At 51.8% G+C, this 16,643-nt stretch carries 17 protein-coding genes; 4 read left to right on the forward strand and 13 right to left on the reverse strand.

Going from position 1 to position 16,643, the window contains the following annotated elements; genetic code table 11:
- Positions 1-262 precede the first annotated feature (262 nt).
- The 3 genes from ACO6UY_RS14115 (at position 263) to ACO6UY_RS14125 (ending at position 4,296) form a co-directional block, all read left to right on the forward strand.
- Positions 263-724 carry a PaaI family thioesterase gene (locus ACO6UY_RS14115; RefSeq protein ID WP_422490338.1) on the forward strand — a complete coding sequence of 154 codons (462 nt, stop codon included), beginning with the start codon at positions 263-265 and terminating at the stop codon, positions 722-724.
- Positions 725-903: 179 nt separating this feature from the next.
- Entirely contained in the window at positions 904-1,923 is a 1,020-nt protein-coding gene (locus ACO6UY_RS14120; RefSeq protein WP_422490340.1) for an Asd/ArgC dimerization domain-containing protein, read from the forward strand.
- Between the two features lie 111 nt (positions 1,924-2,034).
- Positions 2,035-4,296, forward strand: a complete 2,262-nt coding sequence (locus ACO6UY_RS14125) for a FimV/HubP family polar landmark protein (RefSeq protein WP_422490342.1) — start codon at positions 2,035-2,037, stop codon at positions 4,294-4,296.
- A gap of 74 nt (positions 4,297-4,370) precedes the next feature.
- Here ACO6UY_RS14125 and ACO6UY_RS14130 read toward each other — a convergent pair whose 3' ends face one another.
- From ACO6UY_RS14130 to recQ, 13 genes are all read right to left on the reverse strand, one after another.
- Positions 4,371-5,213: a hypothetical protein gene (locus ACO6UY_RS14130; protein ID WP_422445699.1), complete on the reverse strand. Its 843-nt coding sequence runs from the start codon at positions 5,211-5,213 to the stop codon at positions 4,371-4,373.
- 41 nt (positions 5,214-5,254) lie between these two features.
- Positions 5,255-6,217, reverse strand: a complete 963-nt coding sequence (locus ACO6UY_RS14135) for a type II secretion system F family protein (protein ID WP_422445697.1) — start codon at positions 6,215-6,217, stop codon at positions 5,255-5,257.
- Between the two features lie 20 nt (positions 6,218-6,237).
- Positions 6,238-6,840 carry a type II secretion system F family protein gene (locus ACO6UY_RS14140; protein ID WP_422459635.1) on the reverse strand — a complete coding sequence of 201 codons (603 nt, stop codon included), beginning with the start codon at positions 6,838-6,840 and terminating at the stop codon, positions 6,238-6,240.
- Positions 6,841-6,976: 136 nt separating this feature from the next.
- Positions 6,977-7,207, reverse strand: coding sequence for a hypothetical protein (locus tag ACO6UY_RS14145; RefSeq protein ID WP_422490344.1), 231 nt, complete (start codon positions 7,205-7,207; stop codon positions 6,977-6,979).
- The gene (locus tag ACO6UY_RS14150) at positions 7,204-7,554 is read right to left on the reverse strand and encodes a hypothetical protein (protein WP_422466917.1); all 351 of its coding nucleotides are present in this window, start codon (positions 7,552-7,554) and stop codon (positions 7,204-7,206) included. The genes ACO6UY_RS14145 and ACO6UY_RS14150 overlap by 4 nt, the downstream gene beginning before the upstream one ends.
- Positions 7,542-8,312, reverse strand: a complete 771-nt coding sequence (locus tag ACO6UY_RS14155; RefSeq protein ID WP_422466919.1) for a CpaF family protein — start codon at positions 8,310-8,312, stop codon at positions 7,542-7,544. The genes ACO6UY_RS14150 and ACO6UY_RS14155 overlap by 13 nt, the downstream gene beginning before the upstream one ends.
- Complete coding sequence (locus ACO6UY_RS14160; RefSeq protein WP_422466921.1) at positions 8,242-9,264, reverse strand: AAA family ATPase; 1,023 nt, start codon at positions 9,262-9,264, stop codon at positions 8,242-8,244. Before ACO6UY_RS14160 ends, ACO6UY_RS14155 begins: the two co-directional genes overlap by 71 nt.
- 52 nt (positions 9,265-9,316) lie before the next feature.
- Positions 9,317-9,685: a hypothetical protein gene (locus tag ACO6UY_RS14165; RefSeq protein ID WP_422459631.1), complete on the reverse strand. Its 369-nt coding sequence runs from the start codon at positions 9,683-9,685 to the stop codon at positions 9,317-9,319.
- Positions 9,686-9,772: 87 nt separating this feature from the next.
- A complete protein-coding gene (locus ACO6UY_RS14170) occupies positions 9,773-10,636 on the reverse strand; it encodes a hypothetical protein (RefSeq protein WP_422466923.1) in 864 nt (287 codons plus the stop codon).
- A complete protein-coding gene (locus ACO6UY_RS14175; protein WP_422445687.1) occupies positions 10,636-11,148 on the reverse strand; it encodes a pilus assembly protein N-terminal domain-containing protein in 513 nt (170 codons plus the stop codon). The genes ACO6UY_RS14170 and ACO6UY_RS14175 overlap by 1 nt, the downstream gene beginning before the upstream one ends.
- A 480-nt stretch (positions 11,149-11,628) precedes the next feature.
- Positions 11,629-12,069, reverse strand: coding sequence for a Flp pilus assembly protein CpaB (gene cpaB / locus ACO6UY_RS14180; protein ID WP_422445685.1), 441 nt, complete (start codon positions 12,067-12,069; stop codon positions 11,629-11,631).
- A 6-nt stretch (positions 12,070-12,075) separates the two neighbouring features.
- Complete coding sequence (locus ACO6UY_RS14185) at positions 12,076-12,234, reverse strand: hypothetical protein (protein ID WP_422445683.1); 159 nt, start codon at positions 12,232-12,234, stop codon at positions 12,076-12,078.
- Positions 12,235-12,661: 427 nt separating this feature from the next.
- Positions 12,662-14,872, reverse strand: coding sequence for a DNA helicase RecQ (gene recQ / locus ACO6UY_RS14190; RefSeq protein ID WP_422459628.1), 2,211 nt, complete (start codon positions 14,870-14,872; stop codon positions 12,662-12,664).
- 659 nt (positions 14,873-15,531) lie between these two features.
- Here recQ and dusA point away from each other — a divergent pair.
- Positions 15,532-16,539, forward strand: a complete 1,008-nt coding sequence (gene dusA / locus ACO6UY_RS14195; RefSeq protein WP_422445679.1) for a tRNA dihydrouridine(20/20a) synthase DusA — start codon at positions 15,532-15,534, stop codon at positions 16,537-16,539.
- Positions 16,540-16,643 lie beyond the last annotated feature (104 nt).

Here is a 16,643-nt window from a genome sequence, read left to right on the forward strand (position 1 = left end):
TGCATGGTTTCAATGAGTTTGACGTGTTCGATCTCCGTTCACCCTGAGCGGAGTCGAAGGGTGCTTGGCACGATCTATCAGAGTCCGGAGTTTCCGCCTTTAGGCCCTATGGGTCCTTCGACAGGCTCAGGGCGAACTGAGTGCTGAGGCACGACAACCCATCAAACTCATTGAAACCATGTACTAAAAGACATGAAGCATTCCCGTTACTTCGTGTCTTACTGCCTCTGTATAAATAACAAATAATCAGAAAAAATGAATTATGTTAACGGAACAACAGCTGACAGACTTTGCCAGCAACTTTGTCAAAGTTATTCCCCACTGCCTGCATTTGAATATGTCATTGGTCAAAGCGGATCGTAACGGCATTGAACTGGAAATGCCCTACGACAACCGACTGATAGGGAACCCGGAAACCGGCGTTATTCACTCTGGTGCCATTACCACCCTGATGGACTCCTGTTGCGGCATTTCCGTGTACACCCGTATGGAGCAGCTGGAAGCCTGCCCGACACTGGATCTGCGTATTGACCATATGACCACCGCTCAGCCCGGTAAGCCGGTCCGGGCATTTGCCGAGGCTTATCATATAACCTGTTCCATGGTCTTTACCCGCGGTTTTGCCTACCAGGAACACCGTGATCATCCCATTGCCCATGCCGTAGGCACCTTTATGCGAATAGGACAACACTCTATGAAGGCAGTGCAGGAGCATATGCAATGAAGGGCCAGATCGAACAACCGCCCGGGGACATTTCAAACTTTCCAGGGGAACGGCCTGAAACTGCTTGCCTGATATCTACGCCCTGTATAAAGTCGATGGTTTTTTATCATTTATGTGGTGCTGGCTGACACAAGGTCAACGATGCCCATACTTTCTCTGGCTTGCGGGGCCTTTTATCCATGAACCGAACATACAATATTGCTATTTACGCTGCCGACACACTGGCCGGTGAAACTCTGGTTCGGCAACTGGAAGAATCACTGTTTGATGGTAAGCCGCTACCGGTAATGAGCCTTTATCCGCTCGTGGAGTCTGCACAGGCTTCAGGTTCCGTTGAGTTTCATGGCGAAACACTGGAATTTATTCCCGCTGATGAAGCCGACTTTTCCGCCACTGATTTTCTGGTGATGCCCGCCGGGTGTCACCGAAATGCCCAGTTGATGACCCGGGCAGTTGAGAGTGGCTGTGTTATTATTGATGCGGCAAAGGGGGCTGCATCTCAGGGCTATACCGTGCCGGTGATGGTTGACTTGAACAGGCATTTTATCGAAGAGGCGATAGATAACCGTTACTTTGCCGTACCCGGATCTGCTGTTGCCTGCTTACTTCCTCTGCTGCAAAAGCTGCACCAGCGGTTTACTCTCAGCCGTATCAATCTGGTGGTTATGCAGCCGGTGGCGGCCCTTGGTAAAAAGGGTGTCGATGCCCTGCGTAAGCAAACCATTGAGCTGCTGAATGGCAAGCCGACAGAGCATGGTGATTTTTCCGCTCGCCTGGCCTACAACCTGATTCCGGAAGTTGATGCCGAAGAGGGTGAGAAAATCGGCAATGAAGCCAATATGCGCAATGAGCTGCTGGTGGCTTTGGGAGAGGAGTTGGACATCCGTGTGACCTGCATCACAGCCCCGGTATTTTTCGGTGACAGTTATGTTGTTGATCTGGATACTGTCCAACCGGTTGATTTTCAGGAAATACAGTCTTTACTATCAGAACTCCCTGAAATAGTAGCGGCTGATGGCCCTGGTATGCCTACCCTTGAAGACGCTGCGGGAAGCGATCAGCTGCATATTGGCAAACTCCGGCAGCAATCAGATTATGCAACCGACTTGAGTTTCTGGATGGTGGCCGATAGCTTCAAGAGAAGTGCTGTTCATGCTGTTGAATTGATTAGGTTATTGATAAAAGACTTTGCTAAGTGATAACTTAGTTTAACTGCTTGGGGTTCCTCGCTGTATCGAGAAAGGGGGGCTGCTTTCTTTACAGCTGAAGGCAGAAGGGGCTCAAACAGTCTACGCATAAAACAAGGATTCATGATGAAACTGCAAAAACTTGTCGTAGTGATGTCAGCGCTGGCAGGGGGAATCGCTGCAATGAATTCCCATGCGCTGGGTCTGGGGGAGGTTAAGCTGTATTCAGCTTTGAATCAGCCCCTGGTGGCTGAGATAGAGTTAATGCAGGTCAATGATCTCACTCGCAACGAGATCCTCTCTAACCTGGCCAGCAAAACAGACTTTGAGCGGGCCGGTGTTGAACGTCCTTTCATTTTGAATAATCTGCGGTTTACCACCAAAGTTGGCCCTGATGGCAAAGGTTTGATCAAGGTTACCAGTGACAGCCCGGTCCATGAGCCTTATCTAAATTTCCTGGTGGAGGTGCACTGGCCAAGTGGTCGCCTGTTGAAGGAATATACGCTTCTTCTTGATCCTCCGGCCTTCAATGGTCAAACGTCAGCCCCTGTTGTCAAGCCATCCATTCCGCCCCATTATGGGTCTAACCCTGTGTGGGACCAGCCGCTCAGGGCCAATGGTAACCGGATAAACCGCAACTATGCGCCGTCACAGGAAACTGTTGAATATCGTGACTCCATTCAGCGGCAACCGGTCCAGCGGGTCTCTTCCCGTCGCGATGATGTCTCTTCAGATTTGAGCAGCAGCGCACCCGGGACTTACCGGGTGAACAGAAATGACAGCCTCTGGGAAATCGCTGAGAAAGTGCGCCCCGACTCCGAAGTGTCGGTACAGCAAACCATGCTGGCGATTCAGCGTGGCAACCCACAGGCATTTATTGATAACAATATTAATCGCCTCAAGAGCGGGCAGGTCCTGCGGATTCCGGGTCGTAATGAGATGACCAGTCTGACGGTCCGTGAAGCCGTTGCCGATGTATCCAGGCAGAATCGTGAGTGGCGGGGGCGCAGCCAGGTTGCGCAACTGGATGCTACCAGGCGAACGTCATCCGTCGTCTCGGATTCCCGCAAGTCTCTGGATGGTCAGCTGGCCATCGTTTCCGGTGATGCCGCCAGCGGTCGTGGGCAGGATCTCGGTGGCGATGCCGCCGGTGGCAATGCCGTGTTGCAGACCGAGCTGGCCATGACCCGTGAACAGCTTGATAAGCTGAGCCGGGAGAATGCCGAGCTCAAGAGCCGGTTGAAAGATCTGGATGATCAGATTGCTACCCTGAAGCGTCTGGTTGCCTTAAAAGACGATCAGATGGCGGCCTTGCAAAACCAGTCCCGGTCGTTACCCACCCAGCGCCAGGCAGAGACAGCATCCCCGGGCATGATGTCTACGCTCTTTGGCAACCCTCTGATCATGCTCCTGCTGGCTTTGATACCATTGGGAGGCGCTGGCTGGCTCTTTTATCAGCGGCGCAGGAAACAGCAGGAAGCGCTGGACGACGAAGATGTTGACATTCAACCTGTCAATTTGAATAAGGAGGTACCGATTGATGCCTCCCCAAAGCCAACAGCCTCTCCCAGCGCAGAGGATGAGCTTAAGTTTGATGAAGCGCTGGCCATCGATGATTCGATCATTAATGAAGTAGACGCTGATGGGGAAACCGCTGGGCAGACCGAAGACCCGCTCAGTGAAGCCGATATTTATATTGCCTATGGTCGCCTGGATCAGGCTGAGGAACTATTGACTCAGGCAATCTTCAATGAACCGGGAAGATCTGACCTTAAGCTGAAGCTTCTTGAGGTTCATTCAGAAAGTGGCGATCTTGAAAAGTTCAACCAGGCCTTAGCCGATCTGGAGGCAACCGGCGATCCGGCTGCCATGCGTGCAGCGGAGGAGTTCAAGGCCCGATTCCCTGACGCATTTGAAGGTGTTTCAGCACCGGACGAAATCGCCGGGATGCCAGACCTTGATCTGGATGGCCTTGGGCTGGATGGTGATGAGCAGGGATTAGACTCTCTGGATGACCTGGACTTTGACCTGGATGATTTTGATCTGGATGAAGAGCCTGAAGCCGCTGAACAGTTTGAGACCAGTGGGCTTGATGATCTGGATGACCTTGATTTTGGTGTTGAGTCAGACGATGTGCTTGCCCGGGATAGTCAGGCCGCTTTCTCCGATGAAGGTGGTTCCAGCCTTGAAGCTTCTCTGGATGATGACCTGGACTTCCTCTCCGATGGCGATGAGGTTGCCACCAAGCTTGATCTGGCCAGGGCTTATATGGATATGGGAGACAGCGAAGGGGCCTCGGCAATCCTGCAGGAAGTTATGGAGCAGGGCAGTGATGAACAGAAGCAGGAAGCGATCTTACTTATGCAGAATGCCGGAACCCATTGATCGGGTTGATCAACCCTCTACTTCTGAAAGAGCTCTTGTGAGCTCTTTTTTTTGAGACCTTTCCTGAAGGCAGCCTACTGATGAGGGTTCAGGTTGTCCGCTGGACTTGATAAAGACTCATTCACCTGCTGCACCTTGCCCAGGTTATTAAGCAGGGTTGGATCATTAGGGGTGAGGGTCAGTGCCTCCCGATAAAAGCGTTCTGCCCGCTGGTAATCTTTGCTCAGATCAGCAAGAACGCCAAGACCATTGAGTGATCGTATTGGCTGATAGCCAGTCATCGCATTACGTTCAGAATGCTCGCCAATATTTTCAGACTGCTGTCGCCAAAGTGACACCGCCCTGTGGAGCAGTGCTGCTGCCTGCTCATTTTGCCTGCCTTGCAGCCTGATAAGCCCCAGAGCTTCCAATGCCGCAACAGGATAGGGATGATCGTTCACTATCTGTTGGTAAATACGCTCTGCCAGTGCTTGCTGTCCGGTCTGCTGGTAAAGTCCTGCCAGTTTCAGGCAGGCCAGATAACCCTGATCCCTGGCGTTATCTGTCTCTTTTATTTCCGCATTCTCCATTCCGGGGTTGAGTGCATCCTGTAATTCAGCCTTTATTGCATTGTTTGCCAGCTCAATGGTTCTGACATAGTAGGCCGCTGCCCGATCTGTTTCTCCCCCGGACCAGGCAATATCCCCCTTCATTAGAGCCTGCTCCATGGTCAGGCTCTGTTCAATACCCAGCATCTCTGCTGTCAATGTACCCTGATAAAGTTCTGGCGTCTGAGCTGTTGCAGCAACGGAGTCCGTCGATGTCTTTTGCGGCAGTCCCTGACAGCCAGCCAATAACAGAGTAGATATCAGTAATGGGTAACCGTATTTTTCGGTTGGTAAGCAGCGTTGCAGTAAAGCGGGTATGGATAACGGCATGGTAACTTCCCGATGCATATCTTCTATTGGTAGGGTGTCGGTTAAAACTGGCTGAATGATTCGATCAGCTGCATGATTGTCGGCCCAACCGCCACCAGGAAAAAGGCGGGCAGCAGAAACAGAATCAGGGGAAAGATCATTTTGGTGCCAATTTTGGCTGCCAGCTCTTCCGCAGACTTAATCCGCCGGTCCCGGAAATCTTCCGAAAATGTTCTGAGAGTATCGGCAATACTGGATCCATAGCGGATACTGTCACTCAGTGTGCTGATCAGGCCATCCACCTCTTTCAACCGGATGCGCATGCCCATATCTTGCAGCGCCTTATCGGACGGAACACCCGCACGCATGGCCGCATTGACCAGTTCCAGCTCATTGGCCAGTTCCGGATGGCTGATGTAGAGATCATCAGACAGACGTTGTATAGCACTGCGCAGACCAAGCCCTGCTTCCAGGGAAACCACCAGTAGTTCCAACGCATCCGGAATGGCCAGGCGTATCCGCTGCTGCCGCCGTTGAATCAAGCCAGTGAGTATCCGGTTGGGTAGCATCATGCCCAGCCAGGCACTGCCCGAAAAGGCAAACAGCCAGAGCTGGAAAGACATTTTCTCTACCACCAGGGCGCACACCGACAATACGACAATGGGCAAACCGGCGGCCAGTATCACTTTTAACCCGTAGAATACCCACAAGGCACTGTCTGCACGCCAGCCAGCCTGAACCAGACGGGCCTGTACCCGACTGCGCTCCCAGTTATCTTTTGGCAGAATGTAGGCCTGTATCGGACGCAGAGCCTGAAACATATCCACCCCGACCGGTGCGGTTCGGCTTTCGATATCGGAGATTTGTTTCAAACGACGGCGAACCGGATCGGTCATACCGGTTGCAAAGGTGTACACGCCCATCAACAGTGTCGCGACGGACAGGGAGATCAGTGTTAAAAGCACCAGTCGGCCTGCCTGCATATCCCCAAGGGCAGTCTGTAATTCGGTTAACAGGTTTTCCATAACCACTCCCACATATTTCGCTACATACGAACTTTCAGTAGCTGTCGAATCCAGAGAACGCCCATAACGATCATGGCCAGAGCAGTCATCAACAGTTGATTACCACTTTCCGTTGCCAGCAGAGGCGTCAGGTAACCGGGATTAATGATATACAGCAAACCAAACATGCCAAATGGCATCAGACTCAGGACCCAGGCACCTATCCGTCCTTCAGCACTGAGGGTTCTGACCCGGCGCTGAAAACGAAAGCGTTCCCGCATCTGCTGATTAATCCTGCCCAGCACCTCAGTTATATTGCCACCGGTATCCCGCTGCACCAGTATTGACACCACCAGCATCATCATGGCCACGGAAGGTACCCGCTGCAACATGGCAAGCAACGCTCGACGCATATCATTGCCGTAGTTGATATCGGCAAAGGTCAGGGCGAACTCGCCTGCCAGTGGGTTGGCCTGTTCTTCCGACACAATACGAACGGTTTCAATAAAGGGGTGTCCGGCCCGCAGGGCATTGACCATGGTTTCTATGGCATCCGGAAGTTGTTCCTCAATACGATCCAGGCGTTTTTTCCGATCCATGATGACCTGGACAAATGGCAATGCAGTGCCCACCACAAAGGCCATCAGAGAGAACGCTGGGGAACCCGTAAAAAACCAGAGACTAAAACCGGCCGTGATCCCCGCCAGCAACCCGGTAGCGACCAGTCTGTGTGCAGCATTTCCCGGCCAGATTGCTCGATATACAGGCTCAGACGCTCCATCAGGGGAAGCTCTTCCAGTCGACGTTCCCAGGGTTGCAGATTTCTGAGGTATTTTCCCGCAGAATACGCTGCAGCGTTGGTGTATGGTCTGCCAGTTCAAGGCGGTGCATCCGGCTCTTTAAACGACGGCGGACTTCACGTTTTTCACCAACCAGGGGAACAGTCAGTGGACTGAGCAAGGCAAACACAGCAATAAATACCAGCAGGGCAAATATCAGTTGTGGATTCATGGAGCAACTCCCAGCTCACCTGATGGGCCATACTGCCATTCGGTATCAAAGACATCCCTGGACAGTTCAATACCGTACAGTGCCAGACGGTGATAGAGTTCAGGCACCAGACCGGTTGCCTTGTAAACACCGGTAACCTGACCGGACTCGTCATGGCCACGGCGCTGGAAGCGGAAAATCTCGGTCATGGTAATGATATCCTGCTCTATTCCGTTCACTTCCTGAATACTCACAATACGACGTTTACCGTCTTCCATGCGTTCCAGCTGCACAACCAGGTCAATGGCAGAAGCGATCTGCTGCCGGAGGGATTGTTGGGAAAATGCCAGGCCAGTCATCTGTACCATATTATCCAGGCGTTGCAGTGCATCCCTGGGCGTATTGGCATGGTCGTTAGGGAGCCATCGTGCCCGGTGTTCATGGCCGTGAGCATATCCAGGGCCTCGGCTCCCCGAACCTCACCGACCACAATACGATCCGGTCGCATCCGCAAACTGTTTTTGACCAGCTCCCGCTGATTAATTTCCCCTTTGCCTTCCAGATTGGCAGGACGGGTTTCCAGGCGGACCACATGGGGTTGCTGCAGTTGCAGTTCGGCAGAGTCTTCTATGGTGATGATGCGGTCATCTTCAGGAATGCAGCCAGAGAGGGCATTAAGCAGTGTGGTTTTCCCGGTGCCGGTGCCACCGGAGACCAGGATATTCAAGCGCATCCTGACCATGGCCTCCAGGGTTCGGGCCATTTGTGGTGCCATGGCACCCAGTTCCGCCAGGTGCAGAAGGCTCATCCGGTCAACGGTGGCACGGCGGATGGAGAGGGACGGGCCATCCAGTGCCAATGGCGGAATAATCGCGTTTACCCTTGAACCATCGGGCAATCGGGCATCCACCTGTTGTCCTGTTTCCTCTATCTGTCGACGGGCCTGGTCATGGGGGAGCTTGCTCAGGCGGGGCAGATCAAGACGTTCCAGTAACTCTTCATGCACCCGTTGTTGCCAGTGATTCTGCAACTCCCTGAGGCGACGGGCCTGAAGACTATCCTCTTCGCTGGTCTCTTTGATCACTGGCGACGATAGTGAATTGATCCCGGGAAAGCCCAAGTTCACTTTCCGACAAGTCCAGCCAGCGCAGGGCATTGCGAAGGGAAAGCATATCCTGCTGAATAACCAGGCAGATATCGTCGGCCTGATCCTGGATAAAGGTACTGATATTGGTGGGAAACATAGGCAGGTCAATCACCACATCGTCCCGTCCCTGTTTCAGCAGTTTCAGCAGCCTGGCCAGCTGGTCGGTATCCGGGTCAGAATACGCCATCAGGTCTGGCTGCTTCATGGCCAGCACCTCAAGCCCACTCTCGTGTCTGGCCAGATAACCGGCCAGCGCCGTTTGATCCAGGGAAGGCAGTTCAGTCAGCACATCTTCAAGGCCATAATCGCTGTACAGATCCATAAACTGCAGCACCGAGCCCATTCTGAAATTGAGGTCCAGCAACAGGTTTTTCTGGTGACTGGTTGCCTTGATATGGGCCAGGTTACAGGCCAGAAAGGTGGCACCGGCACCACCGGAGGCAGAAAGCGCGGCAGTTACCCTTGCATGCCTGATGCTTGAGTTGGCCTGCCGATGTTTAAAAAGGGTTTCCAGAAGAGAAAGCAGTTCCTGGTTGCTGAATGGCTCTGGCAGATAATCACTGGCTCCGGCCCGCATGGCGGCTCTCATCAGCAATGGTTGATCGGCAGGGCCGATAACGATCAGCGTCGTTTTTCCGGCGGTGTTGTTTATTACCGGAAGCAGCGATGACAGGGCATTGAGTTGTTGCTCCGGTTGCTGGCCCAGTCGGTGAATGATCACGTCAACCGGTTGTTGTTGCTGGAGTAGCTGTGTGAATGTGTCTTCACTCTGCAGTAACAGGCGTTGGCTATTAATCTCCACTACTGGTGCCAGAATGGCATTCAACCAATCCAGGGACTGCTCTGAATCACCCGTCAACAGTACTTCCAGTTGTTCCTGCTTTTGTTCAGGATAGAGGGGTTCACGGCTGGCTGGTTTGGTATTTTTCATAGATAAACTCACTGACATCTGCCTTCTGACTTTATTATGGGTATTGTTCTTATCAGCTACTGCACGGCGTACCACTGTTTGTCCAACCCAGGCTCTCCCTGGGCAGAATAACCTGGAAAGGGGGCATGGCCATGGTTTTGGGGAACCCCATCAGATTGACCGGAGTGACAAATTCAAATGAATAGCCGCCACTCCCCTGCGCGAGTTGAGCCCTGACAAAACGGATGGAATCATAGGCAGCACAGTTAGCTGGGGAGGCAATGACGCTGCCATCCACATCCAGATAGGCCAGATCAATATTAAACAGCCCGGATTCTTCATCCACATCATCCAGAAAGACTCTGGCGGGCTCCAACATAAAAAAACAGGCAAACTGCTTTCTGGAAAGGTCATTTACACCGCAGGTTGGAGCAACGGGCATTTTCAAGACACGGCGGTTGGTCTCACATCGGCTGGCACCACAAGAGCCTGTGCCATTGTTCAGGTCATTCAGATAGTCGGAATAAATTTAGGGATAGTTCGAAGCCTGCTCTACTTGAGAGGGCCACCTTCTCCGGAATTCATATACTTGCCCTTCACTGTTTCCTCTGGGTCTGTACCGGGCAGAATAACGATTCAATACTGAGCAGGCCGAGCCAGTACAGGCTTCTTTATTCCTGGTAGCAAATTTTGAGTTGATATCGGCGCTGAACGCATCATTTCCAAAGGTGTTGATGCCCAGCCGGGTATTTAGGAGGGTTCCCGGGCGCAATGTAAAGGAACCATAACCAAACTCATCGACCACACGAGTGGGAGTATCCTCATACATGAGGACATTTTCACCACTGCCAAGCATGACCGACGTAATCTCGTATAGTAGTGGGGTGTTGAGTAATTGTTCATCAAACCCGGTTGTATCAATAAACATCCGGAAACCAATAACATTGTTCAGGTTGGTATCATCCAGGAATGACTCCAGAAAATGGTAAATTTTCGGGTCGTTAGTATCTGCTGGCCCGGGATCACCCAAATTATTGGTACAGGCCATAATTGGCGCAACGCTGTAGGCATGTTCCGGTGCCGGACCGGCGACAGCCGTCGCTGTTAATGTGGTATCTCCAACACCCGCCAGACCCAGCAAAATCGGGGAAACTGTTTCTGAAATACTGACGGCAAAACGCCCGCTCAAATCGGTGCTTACTCCCTCCGGGTCAGAGATATCGATATTCAAAGATTCCGTATTGCCGCCCATTGCCCGAATGGTGGCGAGAGCGTTGGCTTCCGCTGCGTTATAGGTCTCATCGGTAAAGTGATGCCGTTCTTTCATCACGCAACCGGTTAATGCCACTGATACCAGGGTGAGAAGAAGTATGGAACGTTTACTGTGGATCATTAGTAATCACCTCCCAGGTCATGACCGTACTCGCCTTCCGCACCGGCATGGGCTATTCGTTTCTGCGGGTTATCGGTTGCCGACTGAACTTCCAGCATCACCTGGCGGGCACCGCCAATGCTCATCAAACTGATGACACTGGCATCGTCGTCAGTTCCGGCAGCAAAACTCTGAGCCAGACGAATAGCGGAATCCTGAACGATGGCGTCGGATACTTCACCGGAAAGCACAATATCCCGGCCACTGCTGCGCACTTCAATGGTTTCTCCGGGCAGCAGGCGATACAGTTTACGCTTCAGCAGATTCAGGTCGTGGGTCACTTCAATATTGAGATTGGCCAGCAGTTGGTCCTTGTTGTCCCAGGCGTGAATATTGGTTTGTCCCAGGGCTTTGGCAACCACGTATACCTGACCACTGTCCAGTACCAGCAGGTCGGCAATATCGGGATTCCCCACCGAAATCCGGCCCGGCTTGCCCGCAAGATTGATCAGCCGTGACTGATTAATAGCCACCTGATGCTGATGATGACTGCCCCGTGAAATATCAATGGCGCTGGCCGCAAAAGTACGCTCAGGTATCAGTGGGGCTAATAACAGTGTCGAGTAATCTATGATTATCTTGGTTAATCTGCTTTTTTATTGCCTTATTCAACGGTTGCTACTACCTTGTTTCTGCCATCCTCGCTACGGGCGCTATTCTCGGTCAGCCTCCTAGGCGACCTCGTCTAGGTGACCCCGTCGGGACATGTTACAGCCCGACGTTAATCCCTACAGAAGAGCTGCGTAAGACTTACTCCGGTAAGCGGTGGCGTTGACGATGTAGATAAACCCAGATAATCCTGATTATCGTAGGTTTTTAGTAACGGTTGATAACAGACACAGTGAGAGACTGCCGAGAGCGCAGCCTTTGATGCACTTTCTGAAAAACCCTCTGGCCAGCTTCTTGAGAATAATTCGATTCGGTGAACATAACATCGTAAACACTACCCCTGATCAGTTGCTGGAAGCCAGAGAGGCCGGTTGCCCGGAAGCACCCGGGCTGACAGACTGGCCTTTCAGTCGGGTCAGCTCCCGGGAGGTGCCCCGGATAATCTGCAGCCGGTTATCTTCTACCTCCGGATACAAAGATTCTTCCGGATTGCGCAAAGAAAGTTGCAGGCTGCCACGGCTGCTGGCCAGCACCAGGGATTCGCTGTCCCGTGGTGAGACTTCCAGGGTCACCGAGCGCACCACCTGAGGGCGACCACTGTCGTTGATTGCCTGCTGGTCTACTGCCAGCACTACCACATCTGAAAGAAGAATTTCGGAGTTGTCCGTATTATTGGTGCCACCGCTGCGGGCAGTCTGGATAGACAGCACATCCACCCGGTCGCCGGGCAGTACAAAACCGGCAACACCACTGACATCGTTTACCCGAACGCTCACCGCCCGCATGCCCGGCTATACCCGGGTGGCCAGCAAACCACCAGTACCGGCATCGGTTAACCGTGCGGACATAATAATATCCCACGGCAACAGTGCATTCAGGGCCATCTTACCGTTTATTTCTGTAAGCCTGGTCAGGGCACCGTCGGGCAGATGCTCAAGGGCAATATCCATGGTGGAAAATTGCAGAATAACGCCGGTGGCAATGGCCAGGGCATAGGGGAAAATGCTGTGTCAATCTTTCCTTTCAGAGTCTTTCCAATTGCAGCAAAGTCTACTCCTGTAGCGGAGAAAAGTGCTGAAACTCCCGCAATAACTGCCCCAGCCAAAACCGCATACTCAACAGCAGCCAGCCCATCTTCTTCTTTAAGGAAATCGCGAATCAATTGCCTGATCATGTTAATCATCCTTTTACTAACTTTATAAATGTGATCGGTTTGGAAGCGATTGGTACTAATATCCCTGCAATCGCTGGACTTATATTAATCAGCTTGTGTCTATAGTTTGTGTGAATTTGGTCAATATTTTATCTGTATGCCATTTGAACGGATATTTCTTCGGTGAGTTCATACCCTGCGACAAGCCGAATCCTTTTTGATTATTATCTGTTGTCGCCGGTTTTGTCCGTGAGTGATTCCGGATGTTGAACCAGATAGTGCAGCCTTAACAGATGCAACTCATCATAAGAAACCTGTTCCTGCATGGCATCAAACAATGGGCGTAAACGATCAGTACCATGGGTGTTTATGGCTTCCAGAACACGAGCCTGTTGTGCAGGCAATAACCGGGACTGTTGGAGAAAAGCATCCGAAACCGGTAGATGAGCGACTTCCGTCTGGTATTTATAGAGATGGCTGAGCAGGGTAGACAGCTTCAGATTAAACTCCTCCTGAAGACGGTTGAGACAGTTATGCTGGCTGAATGACTCCCCAACCTCAACATGTCGGCCCCGGCTTGTTGTTCGATAACGGGGGCGGCTGTTACTGGCAGAAGGTTGTGCAATCTCTTCTATCTGATGTTTTTCGCAGAATGACAGGATTTCATGGAGAAACGCATCCCCATAGTGATCCAGTTTTACCTGGCCAACACCACTGACCTGTAACAGGCTGTCTCTGGATTGTGGAAATCTGGCCGACATCTCAATCAGGGTTTTGTCGGAAAAAATAATGTAGGGCGGTACGTTCTCCTGATCTGCCAGCACCTTGCGACAGGCCCTGAGAATATCAAACAGCTCGTGGTTATAATCCGGGCTGCCCTGTTTTTCTGTTGCTGCTTTACTGGCGGGTTCTGCTCTTTGGGTGAGCCTGAGCTGGATTTGCTGAGCCCCTTTGAGCACGGCACGGGCATTGTCGGTCAGTTTTAAGCTGCCGTATTCCGCATCCTGAAGTACCAGGTTTTCCTGTATCAATTTACGGGCCAGCTGCTGCCACTGGGGTCTGGTCAATTCAGTACCGATGCCGTAGGTGGGAATCTGGTCATGTTGGCGCTCCCGGATTCTTTTGGATTTTGAACCTCGCAGCACATCAATCACATAGGACACACCAAAGAGCTGGCCTGTGCGATAGATGCAGGAGAGCAGTTTCTGGGCGGGTACGGTCACATCGGTAAAGGGTTGTTTTTCGGATAGGCAGTTGTCGCAGAGCTGACAGTTTTCCTGGCTATAGGCTTCACCAAAATAGTGCAGCAGCGGTGCTCTGCGGCACTCCTCGGATTCGGCATAGCCGATCAGGGCGTTCAGGTGCTGGTTGGCGATGCGCTGTTCCGAATCGGGTTTCTGGTTGATAAAGAACTTGACCTTCTGAATATCGCCATAGCTGAACAGGAAGTGGCAGTTGGCAGGCAGTCCGTCCCGCCCGGCACGACCGATCTGCTGATAGTAGCTTTCAATATTCTGGGGCATATCAAAGTGGAGGACAAAACGAACGTTGGATTTATTGATGCCCATGCCAAACGCCACGGTGGCCACCATGATCTGAATATCATCCCGGATAAAAGCGGACTGGTTGGCTTTGCGTACTTCACTGGCAAGTCCGGCATGATAGGGCGCTACGGAACAACCGTTATCAGCCAGAATCTGCGTCAGTTCATCCACCTGTTTCCTGGAATTGCAGTAGATAATGCCGGACTGGTTCTGGTATTTCTCAATCAGTTTCAGGGTCTGGTCAACAGGCTTCTTTTTCTCAATCACCTCCAGAAACAGGTTGGTCCGGTTAAAGCTGGCGATAAACTCATTGCTATCGGACATCTGCAGGCTGGTTTTTATATCCTGCTGTACCCTTGGTGTGGCGGTGGCTGTCAGTGCTACACAGACGGCATTTGGAAAGTGTCGGCGCACCTCCGCCAGTTGCCGGTATTCCGGGCGGAAATCATGGCCCCATTCGGAGATGCAGTGGGCTTCATCAATGGTTAGGCAGTCGATGTTTAGGGTGCTGAGCAACTGTTGCGTACGTTCCAGCATCAGGGTTTCCGGTGCCATATACAGCAGCTTGATATTGCCATTCTGTACCTGGCCCAGGGTGTTATGATAATCCGCACTGCTCAGGGTGCTGTTTAACAGGGCGGCAGGGATGCCCAGAGACGTCAGTTGATGAACCTGATCTTCCATCAGGGAGATCAGCGGCGAGATCACCAGGGTCAGGCCCGGAAAGATCAGCGCCGGGATCTGGTAACAGATAGACTTTCCACCACCGGTGGGCATGATGGCCAGCGTGTCGTTACGAGCCAGTATGTTGTCAATAATGGCGCTCTGGTGTGAGCGAAATGCATCGTATCCAAAGACGGAATTGAGTATTTCTAGTGCTGGTGCGGACATAGCTATTTGGATTCAGGCTGTTTCAGGATAGAAATTCCAGTGGTTGTCCTTTTTACCGTCTTTATGCTGCCATTTTCAACTTTATTTGCTGGTTCAAAAAGGCTGGCCCGTGGAAATTGTATGGGAATTTGCATTGAAGTTATTTTCACCAGCACAGGAGAACAGGCAATTACCCTTTGCCCTCCGTAGCCTTTTGGTTTTAAGCAAGAATAGCCTTCCCACTGTTTTTTGCTAAGAAAAATACTCAGGGTGTGTCTAGTTCACGGTTTCAATGTATTTGACGGGTTCTCTTTATCAATGAAGCCCAAACTCCGTTCGTCCTGAGCGGAGTCGAAGGGCGCAAACTCCATACCCTGAGGACTGTGCCAATCACCCTTCGACTCCGCTCAGGGTGAACGGAGAATACACCCCAAACTCATTGAAATGGTGGGCCAGGAGCACTTGTCACCTCTAATGGTTTTTTTGAGTCTTAACGGCATACCGCACATTTCCCGACTTTGTTTTTCTTGTTGAGGTTGTCATACTTGACCGCTATTTTTTTCAGGGTTCTGAGGTCGTGTTTCACTACTTTTATTGGGTAGTAAATGCGTAGCAAATACGTAGCAAATGGCAGTCGATTTCGGGGTTTTTCAGATTATGTCAGTGGACCTTAGTGGTTAATGAATCAACCTATAGCTAATAAAGAGACAACGGTGGTTTCACCGGGTCGGCGATTTTCCGTGGCACCAATGATGGACTGGACGGACCGACACTGTCGCTACTTCCACCGCGTCCTGTCTGAGCGGGCACTGCTGTACACCGAGATGGTCACCACCGGTGCCCTGGTGTTCGGCGATAAAGACCGCTTTTTACAGCATGATGCATTTGAATACCCATTGGCCATTCAGCTCGGTGGACACGATGCCAGCGACCTTGCCTTTTGTGCCGGGCTGGCGGAAGAGCGGGGTTATCAGGAAGTGAACCTGAACGTGGGTTGTCCCAGTGACCGGGTGCAAAATGGCCGTATCGGTGCCTGTCTGATGGCAGAGCCGGAAACCGTAGCCAATGCTGTCAGAGCCATGAAAGAGCGTGTATCCATTCCGGTAACGGTAAAGCATCGCATTGGTATTAATGGTCGCGAGTCCTGGGAAGAGTTGCTGGACTTTGTCGGTACCGTAGCACAGGCGGGGTGCGATACCTTTATTGTTCATGCCCGTATTGCCGTTCTGGAAGGGCTTTCTCCGAAGGAGAATCGGGATATTCCGCCGTTAAAGCCAGATTGGGTGTATGCGCTTAAAACTCAGTTTCCCGGGCTGAATATTTCTATCAATGGCGGGATCAAGACCTTTGAGGAGATCGATCATCACCTGCAGTATGTGGATGGAGTGATGCTCGGTCGTGAAGCCTACCAGAATCCGTATCTGCTATCGGAGGTGGATGGTCGGCTCTATGGTTGTCAGCAGCCCGTGAAGAGTCGCGCTGAAGTGATCGAGAAGATGCTGCCCTATATTGAGTCAGAGCTTGCCAGGGGAACATGGCTTAGCCATATTACCCGCCATATGCTGGGGCTTTATCACGGTGTACCCGGCGGCCGTCGTTTTCGCCGGCATATCAGTGAAAATGCCCATAAAGCCGGTGCCGGGATTGAAGTGCTGCTTGATGCTGTCAGGCTTGTGGAAAGCGTGTAATACATGGGAGCCTGTCGGACTTAAGACTGTCCTACTGCGGTTGCGGTAAATTGGTCTAAAAATTCCTGCTTCTTCGTCAAATAGCCCCGCTATTCTCCTCAGAA

It is taken from the genome of Endozoicomonas sp. ALE010, from assembly GCF_049310165.1.
In the GTDB taxonomy this organism is placed as follows: domain Bacteria; phylum Pseudomonadota; class Gammaproteobacteria; order Pseudomonadales; family Endozoicomonadaceae; genus Endozoicomonas.

Bases quoted from the DNA above. Each gene is read 5' to 3' on its own strand.
- ACO6UY_RS14160 (WP_422466921.1), bottom strand. From the start codon at position 9,264: ATGAAAAATACCAAACCAGCCAGCCGTGAACCCCTCTATCCTGAACAA.
- ACO6UY_RS14120 (WP_422490340.1), top strand. From the start codon at position 904: ATGAACCGAACATACAATATTGCTATTTACGCTGCCGACACACTGGCC.
- ACO6UY_RS14150 (WP_422466917.1), bottom strand. From the start codon at position 7,554: ATGGTACAGATGACTGGCCTGGCATTTTCCCAACAATCCCTCCGGCAG.
- ACO6UY_RS14170 (WP_422466923.1), bottom strand. From the start codon at position 10,636: ATGATCCACAGTAAACGTTCCATACTTCTTCTCACCCTGGTATCAGTG.
- cpaB (WP_422445685.1), bottom strand. From the start codon at position 12,069: ATGCGGGCGGTGAGCGTTCGGGTAAACGATGTCAGTGGTGTTGCCGGT.
- ACO6UY_RS14135 (WP_422445697.1), bottom strand. From the start codon at position 6,217: ATGGAAAACCTGTTAACCGAATTACAGACTGCCCTTGGGGATATGCAG.
- ACO6UY_RS14115 (WP_422490338.1), top strand. From the start codon at position 263: ATGTTAACGGAACAACAGCTGACAGACTTTGCCAGCAACTTTGTCAAA.
- ACO6UY_RS14140 (WP_422459635.1), bottom strand. From the start codon at position 6,840: ATGGCCTTTGTGGTGGGCACTGCATTGCCATTTGTCCAGGTCATCATG.
- ACO6UY_RS14165 (WP_422459631.1), bottom strand. From the start codon at position 9,685: ATGCCCGTTGCTCCAACCTGCGGTGTAAATGACCTTTCCAGAAAGCAG.
- ACO6UY_RS14185 (WP_422445683.1), bottom strand. From the start codon at position 12,234: ATGGATATTGCCCTTGAGCATCTGCCCGACGGTGCCCTGACCAGGCTT.
- dusA (WP_422445679.1), top strand. From the start codon at position 15,532: ATGAATCAACCTATAGCTAATAAAGAGACAACGGTGGTTTCACCGGGT.
- recQ (WP_422459628.1), bottom strand. From the start codon at position 14,872: ATGTCCGCACCAGCACTAGAAATACTCAATTCCGTCTTTGGATACGAT.
- ACO6UY_RS14145 (WP_422490344.1), bottom strand. From the start codon at position 7,207: ATGAATCCACAACTGATATTTGCCCTGCTGGTATTTATTGCTGTGTTT.
- ACO6UY_RS14125 (WP_422490342.1), top strand. From the start codon at position 2,035: ATGATGAAACTGCAAAAACTTGTCGTAGTGATGTCAGCGCTGGCAGGG.
- ACO6UY_RS14130 (WP_422445699.1), bottom strand. From the start codon at position 5,213: ATGCCGTTATCCATACCCGCTTTACTGCAACGCTGCTTACCAACCGAA.